The organism is Ramlibacter sp. PS4R-6 (assembly GCF_037572775.1).
GTDB lineage: Bacteria > Pseudomonadota > Gammaproteobacteria > Burkholderiales > Burkholderiaceae_C > Ramlibacter.
Genome location: NZ_JBBHKA010000001.1, coordinates 517493 through 534505, shown reverse-complemented (window position 1 = coordinate 534505; position 17013 = coordinate 517493). Strand labels below are relative to the sequence as shown.

The window sequence follows — 17013 nt, the reverse complement described above, 5'->3', positions numbered from 1 at the left end:
CGAGAACCGCCAGCGCTGGCTATGGCGCGGCGCCGAAGAAGGCGGCCAGGGCCTGCGCCGTCTCCCCGGGCAGCTCCTCGGGGATGAAGTGCCCGGCGGGCAGGCTGCGCCCTTCGACGCCGGCGGCGCACTGCGCGCGCCACAACGCCAGCGGGTCGTACAGCTTGCCGATGATGCCGCGCTCGCCCCACAGGATGAGCGTGTCGCAGGCGATCTTGCGGCCGGCGGCGCGGCTGTCGCGGTCGTGGTCCAGGTCGATGCCGGCGCTGGCGCGGTAGTCCTCGCAGGCCGAATGGATCGCCTCGGCGCGGCAGAAGCAGCGCTCGTACTCCGCCAGGGCCTGCGGTTCGATGAACGAGGTGCCCTTGCCGCCCCAGCCCCCGAGCTTGGTGTGCAGGTACAGCTTGCAGTTGCCGCCGATCATGGTCTCGGGCAGCGGCGCCGGCTGGATCAGGTGGAACCAGTGGTAGTAGTAGCGCGCGAACGACATGTCGGTGGCTTCGTACATGTCCAGCGTCGGCGCGATGTCGATGAGGGCGAGCCTGCGCACCCGCTTCGGGTGGTCCACCGCGAGCCGGTGCGCCACGCGCGCACCGCGGTCGTGGCCGCACAGCGCGAAGCCCTCGTGCCCGAGCATCGCCATGACCTCGACCATGTCCTGCGCCATGGCGCGCTTGCTCGCCTGCGCGTGGTCGTCCTGCGTCGGCGGCTTGCCCGAATCGCCGTAGCCGCGCAGGTCGGGCATGACCAGGAAGAAATGCGGCGCGAGCTGCTGCGCTACGCGGTGCCACATCGCGTGCGTCTGCGGGAAGCCGTGCAGCAGCAGCAACGGCGGTGAGCCGGCCTTGCCGCCCATGCGCGCGAAGATCGTCGTGCCGTTGACGGGAAACGCGCGCGGCTCGAAGCCGTCGAACCAGCTCATGCCGCGAGCGACTGCATGTAGCGGCGCAGGTTGCCGTCGGCCTTGGCGCGCACCTTGGCGCGCAGCATCGGCGTCCAGCCCAGCGCCCAGCCGGGCGCGCCCAGCGCCTGCCGCGACCAGCGCCAGAAGTCGAAGGAATCGCGGTGGCGCACGATGCGCCCGTCGGGTGCGAACTCGAACTGCGCGTCGATGCTGTTGTCGACGATGCGGCCCGTCGCGCTGAAGCGGTAGTGCGCGTCCCAGTGCGCACGGCCGCTCTTGCCGTCGGCCTGCACGCCGGAGTGCCGCAGCTGCCACACGTCGGCGCCTTTCTCGCGCGTCACCGCGCACAGCATGCGCCACATCCCCATCACCTCGCGCTTGCCGCGCAGCGAGAACACCTCGTCGTCGAAGGCCACCTCGTCGGCGTAGCACTGGGCCATGGTGTCGGGCTCCAGGCGCGCGAACGCGTTGTAGAAGGTTTCGATCGTGCGTTCGTTGTCGTTCATGGTTGCCACTCCTCGATCTTCTCGACCAGGCGCTGCAGCGCATGGTCCACCGTCTGCTGCCGAACGGCCGCGCGGCCGCCGTCGAAGCGCTTCGTCTCGCTCGACAGGCGCCCATCCACCTGCCACGCAAACCACACGGTGCCGACGGGCTTGTCCGGTGAGCCGCCCGTCGGCCCAGCGATGCCGGTGACGGCGACCGACACGCGCGCCCGCGAGTGGCGCACCGCGCCGAACGCCATGGCGCGCGCGACGATCTCGCTGACGGCTCCGTGCTGCTGGATGAGCGCGGCGTCCACGCCCAGCGATTCGTTCTTCGCCTCGTTGGAATAGGTGACGAAGCCGCGCTCGAACCAGTCGCTGGAGCCCGCCAGCTCCGTGCACGCCGCGGCGATCATCCCGCCGGTGCAGCTCTCCGCCGTCGCGAGCAGCCAGTGCTTCTCGCGCATCAGCAGCGCCAGGCGCTCCACGCGGCTCACCAGGACCTCCACGCGGCGATGACGATCAGGGTGCAGAAGGCCGCGACGAAATCGTCGAAGAGGATGCCGAAGCCGCCGCGCCAGCCGAAGCCGTGGAACAGGTCGTCGGCCCAGCCCACCGGGCCGGGCTTCACCGTGTCGAAGGCGCGGAACAGGATGAAGGCGGCAAGCTGCCCGAGGAAGCCCGTGGGCATCACGAGCCACAGCACCAGCCAGAAGGCGACGACTTCGTCCCACACGATCGCGCCGGGATCGAGCACGCGCATGCGCTTGGCGGTTTCGGTCGCGGCCCACCAGCCCACCAGCGTGGCCGCCGCGATCAGCAGGCCCATGCGCACCGTGCCGAGCGCATCGGCCAGGAAGATGTACGTGACCCATGCGAAGGCCGTGCCCGCCGTGCCCGGCGCGACCGGCGACAGGCCGGAGCCGAAGCCCAGGGCTATGCAGTGCGCGGGATGCGACAGCAGGAAGCGCAGGTTCGGCCGGATGACGGCGGGGCGCAGGGGCGGGTTCAAGGCGGTCAAGCGCGGCTCCTGCGGCGTGCGGGCGTCTTCTCGAACCAGCCCGCCCAGTAATCGATGCACGCCCGGATCTTGGGCAGCCGGTGCCGCGCCGTGCCGGTCGTCACTGCGTAGATCGGGAGCGGTCCGGTGTCGACGAACTTCGCCAGCACCGGGACCAACAGTTTCTGGCGCACCAGCGAGTCGCCTACCAGCGTCGCGAGCCGGCCGATGCCGAGGCCCTGCAGCACCATGCTGGCCGCGAGGTTGGTGTCGTTGGTGCGCCAGCGGCCCTGGGCGACATACGTGGTGGCCCGGCCGTCGACCCGGAAAGGCCATTCATTGAGCGTCATCACTGCATTGTTCGTCACGAGGTCGTGGCCGTCGAGTTCGCCGGGATGCGCGGGCAGGCCGCGGGCCGCGGCATAGGACGGAGCCGCGTACAGGGCGCGACCCAGCGTGCCGATGCGGCGCGCAACCACCGTTTCCGGCAGGTGCTGGATGGTGCGGATCGCGATGTCGATGCCTTCGCGCGCCATGTCCACCAGCCGGTCGCCCACGACCAGTTCGATGCGCACTTGCGGGTGGCGCTCGGCCAGTCCGGGCAGGCCGGGCACTAGCTCGTATTGCGCGATCACCGGGCTGGCCGCGATGCGCACGGTGCCGCGCGCCTCGCCGCTGGCGCTGGCGAACTCACCCTCGAGCTCGTCGAGCGTGCCGGCCAGCTGCCGGCAGTAGTCGCGGAAGGTCTCGCCTTCGGCCGTGAGCGACAGCCCGTGCGTCGTGCGGTTCACCAGGCGCGCGCCGCAGGCCTTCTCGATGCGCGCGAGCGTGCGCGAAACCTGGCTGACGGGCACGTCGCGCTCGCGCGCCACCGCCGACAGCGTGCCGAGGTCGACCACGCGCGTGAACAGGAGCATGTCGTCGAACTGGAGCTCGCGCATGCCGGCAATGGTAGCTCGCGGCTTTGCAGCCGGTGCAACAGCGATTTGCCCGTGGCGCCGTTTCCCCTCGGCGGGTGCCTGCCTACAGTGGGCGCATCACTGGAAAGGACAGGCCATGGATACGCACCGCACCGACAACGACCGCCTCAAGGCCAGCGCGCGCCGGCGCGCCCAGCTGCTGCGCCGCGAGACCCTGGATGCCGCCTGGGCGGCCGCGCTGCGCTGGCTGGCGCGACTCTGGTCACGGCGCGGCGGTGCAAGGCCCGTGGCGCACGCGGAAGTCGCGCGGCAATTCCGCTGAGCCCGACGCCCACAGTCCGCGCCGTGCCAGTTGCGCCGACCGCTCTTCGTGACGATAGGGGCCCGCATCGCGGCGGAACCGGTACGACCACGCATAGCCTTGCGACACCATCCAGCCGCCCACGTCCTCGCGCTCGAGGCGGATGCGCGCAACAGTCCGCCGGAAGTCGTCTTCGCCGCGCGTGAGCAGCGTCACGCGCTTGCGCAGCACGCGCGCCGCCAGCGCGTCGCGTGAACGCTCGCCGAAGGCCTGGCAGATCTCCGGCGCGTCGATGCCCTCGATGCGCACCTGCTGCGGCGGGCCGCCGGCCAGCGGGCGCACCCACACGGTGTCGCCGTCGGTGACGTGGCTCACGACCGCGTCGAAGCGCGCCGCGGCGCAAGCGAGCGGGAGGCAGCAGGCGATCGCGGCGATGAAGGCGCGCACGTTCAGGCGAAGTGGTCGAACGACGCGAAGGCGCGATCGAGCAGGCGGCCCTGCGCATCGGCCACGCGCAAGCCGCGTTCGGCGTCGATGCGGCCGATGCGCGTCACGCGCGTCCTCGCGCCCGCGGCGGCTTGCGCCACCGCATCGCGCGCCGCCGGTGGCGCGGTGAAGAGGAGCTCGTAGTCGTCGCCGCCGGCCAGCGCGAACTCCAGCCGCTGCGCCTCGTCGGTCACTGCCGTGCAGGCCAACAGCGATTGCGCGGCCGGCGCCTCGATCGTCGCGCCGACGGCCGAGGCGGCGAGCACGTGGCGCAGGTCGCCGACCAGCCCGTCGCTCACGTCGACGGCGGCGCTCGCGATGCCGCGCAGCGCCTGCCCCAGCGCCACGCGCGGCTGCGGCAGCTCCATGCGCTCGCGCACGGCGGCGAAGGCCTCGGCGGGCAGCGACTGCGTGCCGCGAAACACCTCCAGCGCCACGCGCGCATCGCCGAGGTGGCCGCTGGCCCACAGGTCGTCGCCGGCGCGTGCGCCCGAGCGCAGCAGCGCCTGGCCTTGCGGCACTTCACCGAACACGGTGATGGAGATGACGAGCGGCCCGCGCGTCGTGTCGCCGCCGACCAGCTCGCAGCCGTGCGCGTCCGCCAGTTCGAGCAGGCCGCGCGAGAAACCCGCGAGCCACGCCTCGTCCACGTTCGGCATCGACAGCGACAGCGTGAACGCGAGCGGCTCGGCGCCGCAGGCGGCCAGGTCGCTCAGGTTGACGGCCAGCGCCTTGTGGCCCAGGCGCGCGGGGTCGACAGTGGACAGGAAGTGGCGGCCTTCGACCAGCATGTCGGTGGACACCGCGAGCTGCATGCCGGCGCGCGGCGCCAGCAGCGCGCAATCGTCGCCGCTGCCCAGCGGGCTGCGCCGCGCCGGCCGGCGGAAGTAACGCGCGATGAGGTCGAACTCGCCCATGGCGCCATTGTCGCCGCTGGCGCGGCGGGCGCGCTCAGTGCGCGCCGCCCAGGCGCAGGGAGGCTTGCCGCACGACCTCGGCGAGCAGGCGTTCCTTCGCCTGCACGTTGCGCAGCCACTGCGCGTCGTTGATGCCGCGCTGCGCGTCCTCGGTGAGCAGTTGCACGCCCCACGCGGCGCCGTGCGCGCGCGCGAAGGGCGCGATGCGCTGCAGCGTCTCGACGATGTGCTCGCGCAGCGGCACGTGCAGGCCGGTGGAGGGATCGACGTACACCGCGTCCAGCCCGAAGCGGCAGGCCTGGAAGCGGTTGTAGGTGTAGACCATGTAGTCGTCCTCGACCGGCACGAAAGGCTGTTCTTCCAGGAACCAGGCGCCCAGCGACTGCACGAACCCGGCCAGCGCGGCGGCGCGCGCGATGGTCAGCGGCGTGTCGAAGACGCGGATCTCGATCGTGCCGTACTCGGGCTTGGGCCGGATGTCCCAGTAGAAGTCCTTCATGCTCTTGACCACGCCGGTGCGCGTGGTCTTGGCGAAGAAGCGGCCGAAGTCGTCCCAGGTCAGGCAGAACGGCGCGCGGCCCGACATCGGGAAGGCCGACACCGAGTTCAGGCGCGCCGAATCGAACTGCGTGTCCTGCCCCTGCACGAAGGGCGAGGACGCCGACAGCGCGATGAAGTGCGGGATGAAGCGTGACATGCGGTGCAGCATCAGCAGCGCGGCGTCGGCGTCGGGGCAGCCGACGTGCACGTGCTGGCCGAACACGGTGAACTGCTTGGACAGGTAGCCGTACAGCTCGTGCAGCTCGCGAAAACGCTGCTTGTCGTAGATGCGCCGCTCGTGCCACTGCTGGAACGGGTGCGTGCCGCCGCCGACGACCGCGATGTTCAGCCGGTCGGCGCACTTCACCAGCGCGTCGCGGATGGCCGAGAGCTCGTCCTGCACCTGCACGGCCGAGTCGCACACGCCGGTGGAGATCTCGATCATGCTCGACGTCATCTCCGGCACCACGGCGCCGGGCAGCTCGAACTTCGACATCAGCCGCAGCATCTCGGCCGAGTAGGGCGCGAGGTCGTAATCGTGCGTGTTGACCAGCTGCAGCTCCAGCTCGACGCCGAGCGACAGCGCGCGCGATTCGCGGAAGCGCTCGAGCTCCGGCGGCGGCAGCAGCGAGTCGGCGGCGGCGGGGGGCAGGGGCTTACCCACGTGCTTCCCTCATGGCGACCGGGCCTTCGGGCGCATCGGCCAGCGACGTCTCGCGCGCGCGGTGCAGGGCGAAGGTGGCGAGCATGGCCCCGAGCACTTCCATCAGCAGGATGGCCGGCAGCGCAATGCTGGTGATGGGCGCCGCGAGCACCGGCGCGGTCGCCGCGTACTGCGACACCAGCAGCAGCGCGATGGACGACATGGGCGACAGCGTGCAGCCCGTCCAGAACGCCTGCGTCAGGTTGGTCCCGCTGCCCCAGGTGGCCGCGGACACGCCCGCGATCTTGGCGAAGGCGCGCGCCAGCACCATCACGGCCACCAGGCCGATCACCGCATGGTTCCACGGCGCCTTGGCCGCGACGACGGAGACCAGCACGAACATCAACATCGTGAGCAGCGAGGACGCGGTGCCCAGCTGGCGCGGCCACGCCCAGGGCCGCGGGTTGAGCTGCTTGAGGATCAGGCCGCCGAGCAGGGCCGCCAGCGGCGCCGAGCCGCCGAAGTGCGAGCCGACCGCGGTAGCAGCGGCGATGGTCGCGATCAGGAGCATCGACGTGTTCTCGCTGGTGGGGCTCATGAAGCGCAGCGCCATGCGCAGCACCAGCGCCAGCACGGCGCCGACGACGAAGGACACGCCCAGCACGACGAGCACGGGGAACAGCGTTTCGCCGAGCTCCGCCGTGCCGCGGTGCATGACGCCGGCGCGGGCATTGACGAGCGTGAGGGCGTAGAGGGTGCTGAGCGTCGTGAGGGCCAGCGCGCGTTCGGTCACCGGGCCGGAGGCGCGCGTGTCCATGACCACGCGCGAGAGCACCGCCGGCGACGCGGCCACGGCGACCAGGGCCAGCGCCTCGGCCACGCGCCACCACACGTCGAACATGCGCAGCGCGTGGTACACGAGCAGCGCGGTGAGCGCGGTCTCGGCCAGGCTTTGCACCAGCACCATCGGGTTGTGGCGCAGCCAGCGCAGCGCCAGGCGCCCGCCGGCCTCGAACAGCACGACCGACACGCCCAGCTCCAGCAGGAACAAGGCGATGCCATCCAGCGGCCAGGCGCCGCCGGAGAAACCGGCCAGGCCCGCGAGGGCGCCGGTGATGGAATAGCCGACCACCTTGGGCACGCCGGTATGCCGCTGCACGAGGTGGCCGACCGCCGCCGCGACGGCGAGCAGGATCGACCACTGCACGGTCGGCAGGCCGGCCGACGGCCGCAGCCAGTCGGCCCAGATGGCCATGATCTCGTTCATGGGGGTCTCCCTGCGACCAGCATGGTGCCGGGGAGCCGGCGCGCCGCCTGTAGGACTGGGGCGCGAAGATGAGCTAGTGCAGCACGCGCGCGCCCGGCTCAGTCAGGTCGAAGGCGGGGATCGGCACGTCGAAGCGTTCGCCGTCCTCGGCGACGCAGAAGTAGGTGCCGCGCATGACGCCCGTCGACGTGCGCAGGCGGCAGCCGCTGGTGTACTGGAACGACTCGCCGGGCTTGAGCAGCGGCTGGTGGCCGACGACCCCGAGGCCCTTGACTTCCTCGGTCATGCCGCCGGCGTCGGTGATGAGCCAGTGCCGGGAGATCAGCTGCGAGGGCACCTCGCCGGTGTTGGTGATCGTGATGGTGTACGCGAAGGTGTACAGCCCCTGCTCCGGCGCCGACTGGTCCGGCAGGAATTCAGGCTGCACCTCGACGCGCAACTCGTACTTGGCCATGGGACTATGCTACCCCCGGACGGCGTTTTGCGAGAATCGCGGCCATGACACGCACGCACCGCATCGCGCCCTCGATCCTCTCGGCCGACTTCGCCCGCCTGGGCGAGGAGGTGCAGAAAGTGATCGCGGCCGGCGCCGACTGGATCCACTTCGACGTGATGGACAACCACTACGTGCCGAACCTCACGTTCGGGCCGATGGTGTGCGCGGCGCTGAAGCCGCATGCGAAGAAGGCCGACGGCACGCCCATCCCGGTCGACGTGCACCTGATGGTGCAGCCGGTCGATGCGCTGGCGCAGGAGTTCGCGAAAGCCGGTGCCGACTACATCAGCTTCCATCCGGACGCTTCGGCGCACGTGCACCGCAGCGTGCAGGCGATCCGCGCGGCGGGCTGCAAGCCCGGGCTCGTGTTCAACCCGGCGGCGCCGCTGGACGTGCTCGACTGGATGCTCGACGACATCGACCTCGTCCTCATCATGAGCGTCAACCCGGGCTTCGGCGGCCAGGGCTTCATCGACTCGGCGCTGCGCAAGATCGAGCAGGTGCGCAAGCGCATCGACGCCAGCGGCCGCGACGTGCGCCTGGAGGTCGACGGCGGCATCAAGGTGGACAACATCGCGCGCGTGGCCGCGGCCGGCGCGGACACCTTCGTCGCGGGCAGCGCCATCTTCGGCCAGCCCGACTATGCGAAAGTCATTGCCGCGATGCGCGGCGAGCTCAAGCGCTAGATCTTCTTTTCGTGCAGTTCGCGCAGCACCGGCCCCTTGTCGGTGTCGACCCGGCCGCTCTCGACGTCGCGGCGCGCGATCTCGCCCATGCGCTGCTGCGACGCCTCGCCGCTTGCCTGGCTGTCGGCCGACTCGTCGTGCTCATTGGGCTGGCGCGGCACGCGCTCCTGCGTCTCGCCCTGTTCGGTGGCGGTGGTGCCCGGGCTCACGGGCGTGTGCTTGTCGTCTTTCATGGCCCGATGCTGGGCCGCCGGCCGCACCGGCGCGGTAGGACGGCAGCGTGTCACGCGGGCGGATGAGCTGGGCGTCGGAAACTTCTTACGCGCTGTTGCAGCGCCCGACTACGAACTGCGCCGCCCGCCGACGACGGGGCGGCGTACATGAGCTTCCTTAAGCTTCAAGCAAGGGCCGCCCCCCGGTGGCAAGGAGCAGGAACCATGGAGCTGATCCCCGAATGGCTGGTGTGGGTCGCCGCGGGCGCGATCGGCGCCTTTGGCCTCGCGGCGCTCGCGCGGGTCCTGCAAGCCTGTCTCGATCTCGACGCGGGCTGACCCGCATCGCCCTCCACTTTCCCCAATGAACCGGCGCGCCGCGTGCGCGCCGGTCTTTCCATGCCCCAATCGAAGCAGGAGAGCCAGCGCCGCGCGAAAGCGAACGAGGCTGCAGCCGCCAAGCTGAAGCAGCTCGAAGCCTTCGCCGAGCCGTCCGAAGGCGCGCTCACCACGCCCGACGGCATCGCCGTCACCGACAACCACGGCTCGCTGCGCGCGGGCACGCGCGGGCCGCTGCTCGCCGAGGACTTCTTCCTGCGCGACAAGCTCGCGCACTTCGAGCGCGAACGCATCCCCGAGCGCGTGGTGTGGGCGCGCGGCGCCGGCGCGCACGGGTACTTCGAGCTGACGCGCCCCCTGGGGGAATACACGAGCGCGGGCTTCCTGAACGACGCGGGGGTGCGCACGCCGGTGTTCGTGCGCTTCTCCAACCTCACGGGCTCGCAGGGCTCGGCCGACACCGTGCGCGACATGCGCGGCTTCGCCGTCAAGTTCTACACGCGCGAGGGCAACTGGGACCTGGTCGGCGCCAACATGCCGGTGTTCTTCGTGCAGGACGCCATGAAGTTCCCGGACCTGGTGCACGCGCTCAAGCCCGAGCCGCACCACGGCATGCCGCAGGCCTCCAGCGCGCACGACACCTTCTGGGACTTCGCCTCGCTCATGCCCGAGAGCACGCACGCGCTGATGTGGCTGATGTCCGACCGCGCGCTGCCGCGCAGCTGGCGCATGATGGACGGCTTCGGCGTGCACGCCTTCCGCTTCGTCAACGCGCACGGCGTGCCGCACTTCGTCAAGTTCCACTGGAAGGCCAGGCTGGGGCGCCACGCGCTGCTGCAGGCCGAAGCGCGCCGCATCGCCGGGCTGGACGCCGATTTCCTGCGCCGCGACCTGTGGGATGCGATCGAGCAGGGCTGCTTCCCGGAATGGGAACTGGCCCTGCAGCTGATCCCGGAAGCCAAGGCCGCGTCACTCGGCTTCGACCTGCTCGACCCGACCAAGCTCGTGCCCGAGGAACTCGTGCCGCCGCTGGTCGTCGGCAAGCTGGTGCTCAACCGCAACCCCGACGACTTCTTCGCCGAAAGCGAGCAGGTGGCTTTCCACCCGGGGCGGCTGGTGCCGGGCATCGAATTCACGGGCGACCCGCTGCTGCAGGGGCGGCTCATGTCGTACACCGGCAGCCAGATGGCGCGCCTGGGCGGCCCGAACTACGCGCAATTGCCCATCAACCGGCCGGTGTGCCCCGTGCACGCGTTCCACCGCGACGGCGCGCACCGCACGGCGATCGGGCAGGGCGCCGTCTCGTACGAGCCGAGCTCGCTGGCCACCGGCGCCGAAGTGCGCGTCGACGGCGGGCGCGAGGCGCCGCAGCCGCACGCGAACGGTGTCGAGGCGCGCACGCGCCTGCGCGCCAACGAGTTCGACGACCACTTCAGCCAGGCCTCGTTCTTCTGGAACAGCGTGAGCCCGGCCGAGCGCGACCACATCGTGGGCGCCTTCCAGCACGAGCTGGCGCAGGTGCGCGTGCCCGCCATCCGCCAGCGCGTGGTCGACAACCTGGCGCACGTCGATTCGCGCCTGGCGCGCAAGGTCGCCGAGGCGGTGGGCGCCGCGGCCCCCGACGCGAAGGCCGCTGCCGGGCGCGCGGGCTTTCGCGAGCTGCGCCTGAAGCTGCCGATCGAAACGTCGCCGGCGCTGGCCATGGAAAACGGCAACGGCCACGGCATCGCGACGCGGCGCGTGGCCGTGCTGGTGGCGCCGGGCGTCGAGGTGGGCGCGTTGCGCGCCTTGCAGCAAGCGCTCGAAGAAGCCCGGGCGCGCTGCATCTTGCTGGCCGAGCGCATCGGCAGCGTCGCGACGGCCGCCGGCCAGCAGCTGCAGGTCGACGAGTCGCTGTGCTCCAGCGCGTCGGTGCTGTTCGACGCCGTCATCGTGCCGGGCGGGGCCGCCTGCGTCGAAGCGCTGGCCGCCAACGGGCACGCCATGCATTTCATCCACGAGGCCTTCAAGCACGGCAAGACGGTGTGCGTGATCGGCGATGCGCTGAAGCTGCTGGAGCCGCTGGGCCTGGGCGACGCGCAGGCCGCCGCCGCGGTGGCCGGCGTGATCGTCGGCCGCAACGACCCGCCCTCGCGCGTGCAGCTGGTGCAGGACTTCCTGGCGGCGCTGGCGCGCCACCGGCACTGGACGCGCGCGCACCTGGACCGCGTCGCGGCCTGAGCCACAATCGCGGGCTTGGAAGCACGCGCCTTTTCCGTCGACGCTGCCATCGTCGACCTCGACGGCACCCTGGTGGACACGCTCGGCGACTTCGAGGCCGCGCTCAACGCCACGCTGCGCGAGCTGGCGCTGCCCGCGATCGCCGCGCACGCCATCGAACCCCTGGTGGGGCGCGGCTCGGAACACCTGATCCGCGCGGTGCTGGCGCACGTCGGCGCCGCGGCCGCGCTCTACGAGCCCGCGTGGGACGCCTACCAGCGCCACTACCTCGCCGTGAACGGCGAACATTCGCGCGTCTATCCGGGAGCGGTCGAAGGTCTCGTGTCGCTCAAGCGCCGCGGCCTGCGCCTGGCCTGCCTGACCAACAAGCCGGGTGACTTCGCGCGCCCGCTGCTCCACGCCAAGCAACTCGCGGGCTACTTCGACGTGGTGTTCGGCGGCGATGCCTTCGAGCGCAAGAAGCCGGACCCGCTGCCGCTCGTGCGCACCTGCGAGGCGCTGGGCTTCTCACCCGCGCGCACGCTGATGGTGGGCGATTCGAGCAACGACGCGCGCGCCGCACGCGCGGCCGGCTGCCCGGTGGTGCTGGTGACCTACGGCTACAACCACGGCGAGCCGGTGCGCGCGGTCGATGCCGACGGCTTCGTCGACTCGCTCGCGCAGCTGCCGGCGCTGGTCGCCTAGAGGTTGGTGTTGGTGTAGTTCTGCTCGCCGAGCAGGGCCTTCTGCAGGTTGGTGTCGGGCGGGTGCGCGCCGAACCAGATCTTGTACATCATGCTGGAGAACTGCGGCTCCTTGAACACTTCCGCCGGCTTGTTCTTGGCCGTGATGGTCAGGCCCGTGCCCGGCACGTAGTCGATCATCACCACGTCGCCCTTCGTGAACTGCTTCTGGTCCGCGAAGATCTGGCCCATGCGGATCACCGCATTGATGGACTTGGAGAACTCCTCGCGCGTGGCGTTCTCCTCCAGTGCGCGCGTGAACAGCTTGCCGAACTCGTCGCCGCCGACGTCGCGCAGCGCCACCAGCTGCAGGCGCTTGGCCGTCTTCACGTCGAGCACCTCGTCGTTCTTCGTGGTCTTCTTCGGTGTGTACAGGCCGATGGCGTAGACCTTGAACATGGCCTTGAAGCGCACGCCGGCGCCATTGAGCAACAGCTTCTGGCCGCCCAGGTTGGCCTCGGGGTCGAACTTGGCGCCCGCCAGGGTGACCTGGGCGGAGGCGGTGATGCAGGCGAACGCGGCAAGCGCCGCGAATGCGCGGACAACGAAGCGCATGGGGAGTCTCCTCAAAAAACGAACGGTCGTTCGCTTTGCATCTTCGGCGCGCCGGGGCTGGCCGACAAGAGGGTTTTTGCTAAACTGGCCGCATGTCCATCCACCGCACGAACGTCGCAGGCAGGGGCCGGGGAGCCTGGCCCTGGCGTAAGCCTACGTTTTTGCGTTCCTGATCGCACGGGGCAGCCCGTGCCCCCGCGCCCGCAACGGGCACCCGAATGATCGAAAGGCGGCCCAGGCCGCACGAGCTTGTGGAGGCTCACACGTGATCACCGAACTCGAATTCAAGAGCCTTGCGTCGCAAGGCTTCAACCGCATCCCGCTGATCGCCGAGGCGTTCGCGGACCTCGAAACCCCGCTGTCCCTGTACCTGAAGCTCGCGCACGCGCGCGGCTCGGGCACGCACAGCTTCCTGCTCGAATCGGTAGTCGGCGGCGAACGCTTCGGGCGCTACAGCTTCATCGGCCTGCCGGCGCGCACGCTGCTGCGCGCCACGGGCTTCGGCGGCGACGCGGTCACGCAGGTGGTGACCGACGGCAACGTCGTGGAGACCGCGCGCGGCAACCCGCTGGACTTCATTGAGGCCTACCAGAAGCGCTTCAAGGTGGCGCTGCGTCCCGGCCTGCCGCGCTTTTGCGGCGGCCTGGCCGGCTATTTCGGCTACGACACGGTGCGCTACATCGAGAAGAAGCTGGAGCAGTCGTGCCCCACCGACACGCTGGGCTGCCCCGACATCCTGCTGCTGCAATGCGAGGAGCTGGCGGTCATCGACAACCTGTCGGGCAAGCTGTACCTGATCGTCTACGCCGACCCGTCGCAGGCCGAGGCCTTCGCCAACGGCAAGCGGCGCCTGCGCGAGCTGAAGGAGCAGTTGAAGTACTCCGTGAGCGCGCCGGTCGTGAAGCAGACGCAGAACTACCCGGTGGAGCGCGAGTTCGCCAAGGCGGACTACATCGCCGCCGTGGAGCGCTCCAAGGAGCTGATCGCCGCCGGGGACTTCATGCAGGTGCAGGTGGGCCAGCGCATCAAGAAGCGCTACACCGAGTCGCCGCTGTCGCTGTACCGCGCGCTGCGCTCGCTCAACCCCAGCCCGTACATGTACTACTACCACTTCGGCGATTTCCAGGTGGTGGGCGCCTCGCCCGAAATCCTGGTGCGGCAGGAGAACACGCCCGAGGGCCAGAAGGTCACGATCCGCCCGCTCGCCGGCACGCGCCCGCGCGGGGCGTCGCCGGAGAACGACAAGGCGGTGGAGCAGGAGCTCGTCACCGACCCCAAGGAGCGCGCCGAGCACGTGATGCTGATCGACCTGGCCCGCAACGACATCGGGCGCATCGCCAAGACCGGCAGCGTGAAGGTGACCGAGGCCTTCACGGTCGAGCGCTACAGCCACGTGATGCACATCGTGAGCAACGTCGAAGGCATCCTGAAGGACGGCATGAGCAACATGGACGTGCTCAAGGCCACGTTCCCCGCGGGCACGCTCACCGGCGCGCCCAAGGTGCACGCGATGGAGCTGATCGACCAGCTGGAGCCGAGCAAGCGCGGCCTGTACGGCGGCGCGTGCGGCTACCTCAGTTACGCGGGCGACATGGACGTGGCGATCGCCATCCGCACCGGGATCGTCAAGGACCAGACGCTCTACGTGCAGGCGGCGGCCGGCGTGGTGGCCGATTCGGTGCCGGAGCTCGAATGGAAGGAAACCGAGGCCAAGGCGCGGGCGCTGCTGCGCGCGAGCGAGCTGGTCGAGGAGGGGCTGGAATGAACTGCAGCAGCATGGCCGAGGTCCGCGCCAACATCGACGCGCTGGACGAGCAGATCGTCGCGCTGCTGGCGCGGCGCACGGGCTTCGTCGCGCAGGCCGCGCGCATCAAGGGCGACGAATCGCAGATCGTCGACAAGGCGCGCATCGAGTACATCGTGAACCGCGTGAAGCGCCAGGCGGCGGGCTTGGGCGCACCGGACGACGTGGTCGAGGCGGCGTACCGCGCCCTCATCGACGCGTCCATCGCGTTCGAGCGCCGCCAGTTCGCGCTGCTGCGCGGGAAGGCCGTGTCATGAAGCTCGTGATGATCGACAACTACGACAGCTTCACCTACAACCTGGTGCAGTATTTCGGCGAGCTCGGCGCCGGCGTCGAGGTCTTCCGCAACGACGAGATCGACGTGGCCGGCGTGGCGGCGCGCCAGCCGGACTTGCTCGTGGTCTCGCCGGGCCCGTGCTCGCCCGCGGAAGCGGGCATCTCGGTGGAGGCGATCCGCCATTTCGCCGGCAAGCTGCCCATCCTCGGCGTGTGCCTGGGGCACCAGGCGATCGGCGCGGCCTTCGGCGGCAAGATCGTCCGGGCGCAGCAACTGATGCATGGCAAGACCAGCGTGATCACCACGACGCGCGAAGGCGTGTTCGCGGACCTGCCCGAGAAATTCACCGTGAACCGCTACCACTCGCTCGCGATCGAGAAGGAAACCTCGCCGAAGGTGCTCAAGACCACGGCGTGGACGGACGACGGCGAGATCATGGGCGTGCGGCACACCGAGCTGCCGATCCAGGGCGTGCAGTTCCATCCCGAGTCCATCCTCACCGAGCACGGCCACGCCATGCTGAGGAATTTCCTGGAGCAGAAGGCATGACGAAGACCGTCGACCTGCGCAGCGACACCGTCACGCAGCCGACGGCGGGCATGCGTGAGGCCATGATGGCGGCGCCCCTGGGCGACGACGTGTTCGGTGACGACCCGAGCGTGAACGCGCTGCAGGACAAGATCGCCGCGTTGCTCGGCTTCGAGGCGGCGCTCTACGTGCCGACGGGCACGCAGGGCAACCTGTGCGCCATCCTGTCGCACTGCCAGCGGGGCGACGAATACATCGTCGGCCAGATGCAGCATTGCTACCGCTGGGAGGCCGGCGGCGGCGCGGTGTTCGGCAGCGTGCAGCCGCAGCCGATTGCGCACCAGCCGGACGGCACGCTGGCGCTGGCCGACATCGAGGCCAACATCAAGCCCGACGACCCGCACTTCGCGCGCACGCGCCTGCTGGCGCTGGAGAACACGCTGGGCGGGCAGGTGATCCCGATGGGCTACATCGAGGAAGCGACGGCGCTCGCGAAGCGCAAGGGCATCGCCCGGCACCTCGACGGCGCGCGCCTGTTCAATGCGGCGGTCGCGCAGGCGGCGCAGGCCCGCACCGATGCGCGGACCGAGGCGCGCCGCATCGCGCAATGCTTCGACTCCGTGTCGGTGTGCTTCAGCAAGGGCCTGGGTGCGCCCGCCGGGTCCGCGCTGTGCGGCTCGAAGGAGCTCATCGCCCGCGCGCGGCGCGTGCGCAAGATGGCGGGCGGTGCCATGCGCCAGGCGGGCGTGCTGGCGGCGTCGGCGTCGTACGCGCTGGACCACCATGTGGACCGCCTCGCCGAAGACCATGCGCTGGCGCAGCGACTGGCCGCCGGCCTCGAGGGCATCGAGGGCCTGCAGGTCGAGGCGCCGCACACCAACATCGTGTTCGTCGACCTCACCGGTGCGGCGCGCGAGCGTTCGGCGCAGCTGCTCGACCACCTGAAGGCGCAAGGCGTGCTCGCCACGGGCCTGTACCGCCTGCGCTTCGTCACGCACCTGGACGTCGATGCCGCGGGCGTCGACCGCGCGGTCGCGGCCATCCGGAGCTGCTTCCATGCCTGACGCCCAGCACCTGCTGCTATTCGTCGCCGCCGGCATCCTGCTGAACCTCACGCCCGGGCCGGACGTGCTCTACATCGTCACGAACTCGCTGCGCTCGGGCGCGAAGGCCGGCGTGGTTGCCGCGCTCGGCATCAATGCCGGCTGCTTCGTGCACATCTTCGCGGCCGCGGTCGGCGTCAGTACCTTGCTCGCGGCTTCGGCAACGGCCTTCACCGTGCTGAAGTGGATCGGGGCGGCGTACCTGGTGTGGATCGGCGTGAAGCTACTGGTCGCGCGCGCGCCGCAAGCCCGCGAGGACCTGCGCGCCATCGCGCAGTCGCAGCCGGCGCTGCCGCTTTCCAGCGTGTTCTTCGGTGGGTTCCTCACCAATGCGCTGAACCCCAAGGTCGCGATCTTCTTCCTGGCTTTCGTGCCGCAGTTCATCGCGCCCGACACCGAGCACAAGGCGCTGGCCTTCGTCGCGCTGGGCACGCTGTTCAACGTGAACAGCGTCTTTGTCAACGCCGGCTGGGCGCTGGCCGCGGCGTGGATGGCCACGCGCGAGTCCGTGCAGGCCGGCATGCACTGGCTGGACCGCGCCGCCGGCGCGATGTTCGTCGCCTTCGGGCTGAAGCTGGCCCTGTCCGACAATCCCAATTCCTGAGGAG

At 70.4% G+C, this 17013-nt stretch carries 21 protein-coding genes; 9 read left to right on the top strand and 12 right to left on the bottom strand.

Annotated elements, in window-relative coordinates; all coding sequences use genetic code 11:
* Window positions 1-19: 19 nt before the first annotated feature.
* The 5 genes from WG903_RS02620 to WG903_RS02600 are packed head-to-tail and all read right to left on the bottom strand — an operon-like array spanning window position 20 to window position 3330.
* The gene (locus WG903_RS02620) at window positions 20-922 is read right to left on the bottom strand and encodes an alpha/beta fold hydrolase (RefSeq protein ID WP_340072639.1); all 903 of its coding nucleotides are present in this window, start codon (window positions 920-922) and stop codon (window positions 20-22) included.
* Entirely contained in the window at window positions 919-1410 is a 492-nt protein-coding gene (locus WG903_RS02615) for a nuclear transport factor 2 family protein (RefSeq protein ID WP_340072638.1), read from the bottom strand. Before WG903_RS02615 ends, WG903_RS02620 begins: the two co-directional genes overlap by 4 nt.
* A complete protein-coding gene (locus WG903_RS02610) occupies window positions 1407-1886 on the bottom strand; it encodes a CinA family protein (RefSeq protein ID WP_340072637.1) in 480 nt (159 codons plus the stop codon). Before WG903_RS02610 ends, WG903_RS02615 begins: the two co-directional genes overlap by 4 nt.
* Entirely contained in the window at window positions 1883-2410 is a 528-nt protein-coding gene (locus WG903_RS02605) for a phosphatidylglycerophosphatase A family protein (protein ID WP_340072636.1), read from the bottom strand. The genes WG903_RS02610 and WG903_RS02605 overlap by 4 nt, the downstream gene beginning before the upstream one ends.
* On the bottom strand, window positions 2407-3330 hold the full coding sequence (locus tag WG903_RS02600; protein WP_340072635.1) for a LysR family transcriptional regulator: 924 nt from the start codon (window positions 3328-3330) through the stop codon (window positions 2407-2409). The genes WG903_RS02605 and WG903_RS02600 overlap by 4 nt, the downstream gene beginning before the upstream one ends.
* A gap of 115 nt (window positions 3331-3445) precedes the next feature.
* Here WG903_RS02600 and WG903_RS02595 point away from each other — a divergent pair, with 115 nt between their 5' ends.
* Window positions 3446-3631, top strand: a complete 186-nt coding sequence (locus tag WG903_RS02595; RefSeq protein WP_340072634.1) for a hypothetical protein — start codon at window positions 3446-3448, stop codon at window positions 3629-3631.
* Here the strand turns inward: WG903_RS02595 and WG903_RS02590 are convergent.
* The 5 genes from WG903_RS02590 to apaG all read right to left on the bottom strand — a co-directional run bounded on the left by WG903_RS02590 (window position 3572) and on the right by apaG (window position 7917).
* Window positions 3572-4057 (bottom strand): thermonuclease family protein, encoded by a 486-nt coding sequence (locus tag WG903_RS02590; RefSeq protein ID WP_340072633.1) that lies wholly within the window; start codon window positions 4055-4057, stop codon window positions 3572-3574. The two genes, WG903_RS02595 and WG903_RS02590, sit on opposite strands and share 60 nt — an antisense overlap.
* A 2-nt stretch (window positions 4058-4059) precedes the next feature.
* Window positions 4060-5013, bottom strand: a complete 954-nt coding sequence (thiL, locus tag WG903_RS02585; protein WP_340072632.1) for a thiamine-phosphate kinase — start codon at window positions 5011-5013, stop codon at window positions 4060-4062.
* Window positions 5014-5047: 34 nt separating this feature from the next.
* A complete protein-coding gene (locus WG903_RS02580) occupies window positions 5048-6217 on the bottom strand; it encodes a YbdK family carboxylate-amine ligase (protein ID WP_445263569.1) in 1170 nt (389 codons plus the stop codon).
* Window positions 6210-7463, bottom strand: coding sequence for a cation:proton antiporter (locus WG903_RS02575; protein WP_340072631.1), 1254 nt, complete (start codon window positions 7461-7463; stop codon window positions 6210-6212). Before WG903_RS02575 ends, WG903_RS02580 begins: the two co-directional genes overlap by 8 nt.
* A 73-nt stretch (window positions 7464-7536) precedes the next feature.
* Complete coding sequence (apaG, locus tag WG903_RS02570) at window positions 7537-7917, bottom strand: Co2+/Mg2+ efflux protein ApaG (RefSeq protein WP_340072630.1); 381 nt, start codon at window positions 7915-7917, stop codon at window positions 7537-7539.
* A gap of 44 nt (window positions 7918-7961) precedes the next feature.
* Between apaG and rpe the strand changes: the two genes are divergently transcribed.
* Window positions 7962-8645: a ribulose-phosphate 3-epimerase gene (gene rpe, locus WG903_RS02565; RefSeq protein ID WP_340072629.1), complete on the top strand. Its 684-nt coding sequence runs from the start codon at window positions 7962-7964 to the stop codon at window positions 8643-8645.
* Here rpe and WG903_RS02560 read toward each other — a convergent pair.
* On the bottom strand, window positions 8642-8878 hold the full coding sequence (locus tag WG903_RS02560; protein WP_340072628.1) for a hypothetical protein: 237 nt from the start codon (window positions 8876-8878) through the stop codon (window positions 8642-8644). The two genes, rpe and WG903_RS02560, sit on opposite strands and share 4 nt — an antisense overlap.
* 378 nt (window positions 8879-9256) lie before the next feature.
* On the opposite strand from WG903_RS02560, the gene WG903_RS02555 reads away from it, so the two are divergent.
* On the top strand, window positions 9257-11416 hold the full coding sequence (locus WG903_RS02555) for a catalase (protein ID WP_340072627.1): 2160 nt from the start codon (window positions 9257-9259) through the stop codon (window positions 11414-11416).
* Between the two features lie 15 nt (window positions 11417-11431).
* Entirely contained in the window at window positions 11432-12100 is a 669-nt protein-coding gene (gph, locus tag WG903_RS02550; RefSeq protein ID WP_340072626.1) for a phosphoglycolate phosphatase, read from the top strand.
* On the opposite strand, the gene WG903_RS02545 is transcribed toward gph, so the two are convergent.
* Window positions 12097-12693: a chalcone isomerase family protein gene (locus WG903_RS02545; RefSeq protein WP_340072625.1), complete on the bottom strand. Its 597-nt coding sequence runs from the start codon at window positions 12691-12693 to the stop codon at window positions 12097-12099. The two genes, gph and WG903_RS02545, sit on opposite strands and share 4 nt — an antisense overlap.
* 265 nt (window positions 12694-12958) lie before the next feature.
* Here WG903_RS02545 and trpE point away from each other — a divergent pair, with 265 nt between their 5' ends.
* The 5 genes from trpE to WG903_RS02520 are packed head-to-tail and all read left to right on the top strand — an operon-like array spanning window position 12959 to window position 17009.
* Window positions 12959-14458 carry an anthranilate synthase component I gene (trpE, locus tag WG903_RS02540; protein WP_340072624.1) on the top strand — a complete coding sequence of 500 codons (1500 nt, stop codon included), beginning with the start codon at window positions 12959-12961 and terminating at the stop codon, window positions 14456-14458.
* The gene (locus tag WG903_RS02535; RefSeq protein WP_340072623.1) at window positions 14455-14754 is read left to right on the top strand and encodes a chorismate mutase; all 300 of its coding nucleotides are present in this window, start codon (window positions 14455-14457) and stop codon (window positions 14752-14754) included. The genes trpE and WG903_RS02535 overlap by 4 nt, the downstream gene beginning before the upstream one ends.
* Entirely contained in the window at window positions 14751-15323 is a 573-nt protein-coding gene (locus WG903_RS02530; protein ID WP_340072622.1) for an anthranilate synthase component II, read from the top strand. The genes WG903_RS02535 and WG903_RS02530 overlap by 4 nt, the downstream gene beginning before the upstream one ends.
* Window positions 15320-16366 (top strand): low-specificity L-threonine aldolase, encoded by a 1047-nt coding sequence (gene ltaE, locus WG903_RS02525; RefSeq protein WP_340072621.1) that lies wholly within the window; start codon window positions 15320-15322, stop codon window positions 16364-16366. The genes WG903_RS02530 and ltaE overlap by 4 nt, the downstream gene beginning before the upstream one ends.
* Window positions 16359-17009, top strand: a complete 651-nt coding sequence (locus tag WG903_RS02520) for a LysE family translocator (protein ID WP_340072620.1) — start codon at window positions 16359-16361, stop codon at window positions 17007-17009. The genes ltaE and WG903_RS02520 overlap by 8 nt, the downstream gene beginning before the upstream one ends.
* Window positions 17010-17013: the final 4 nt, after the last annotated feature.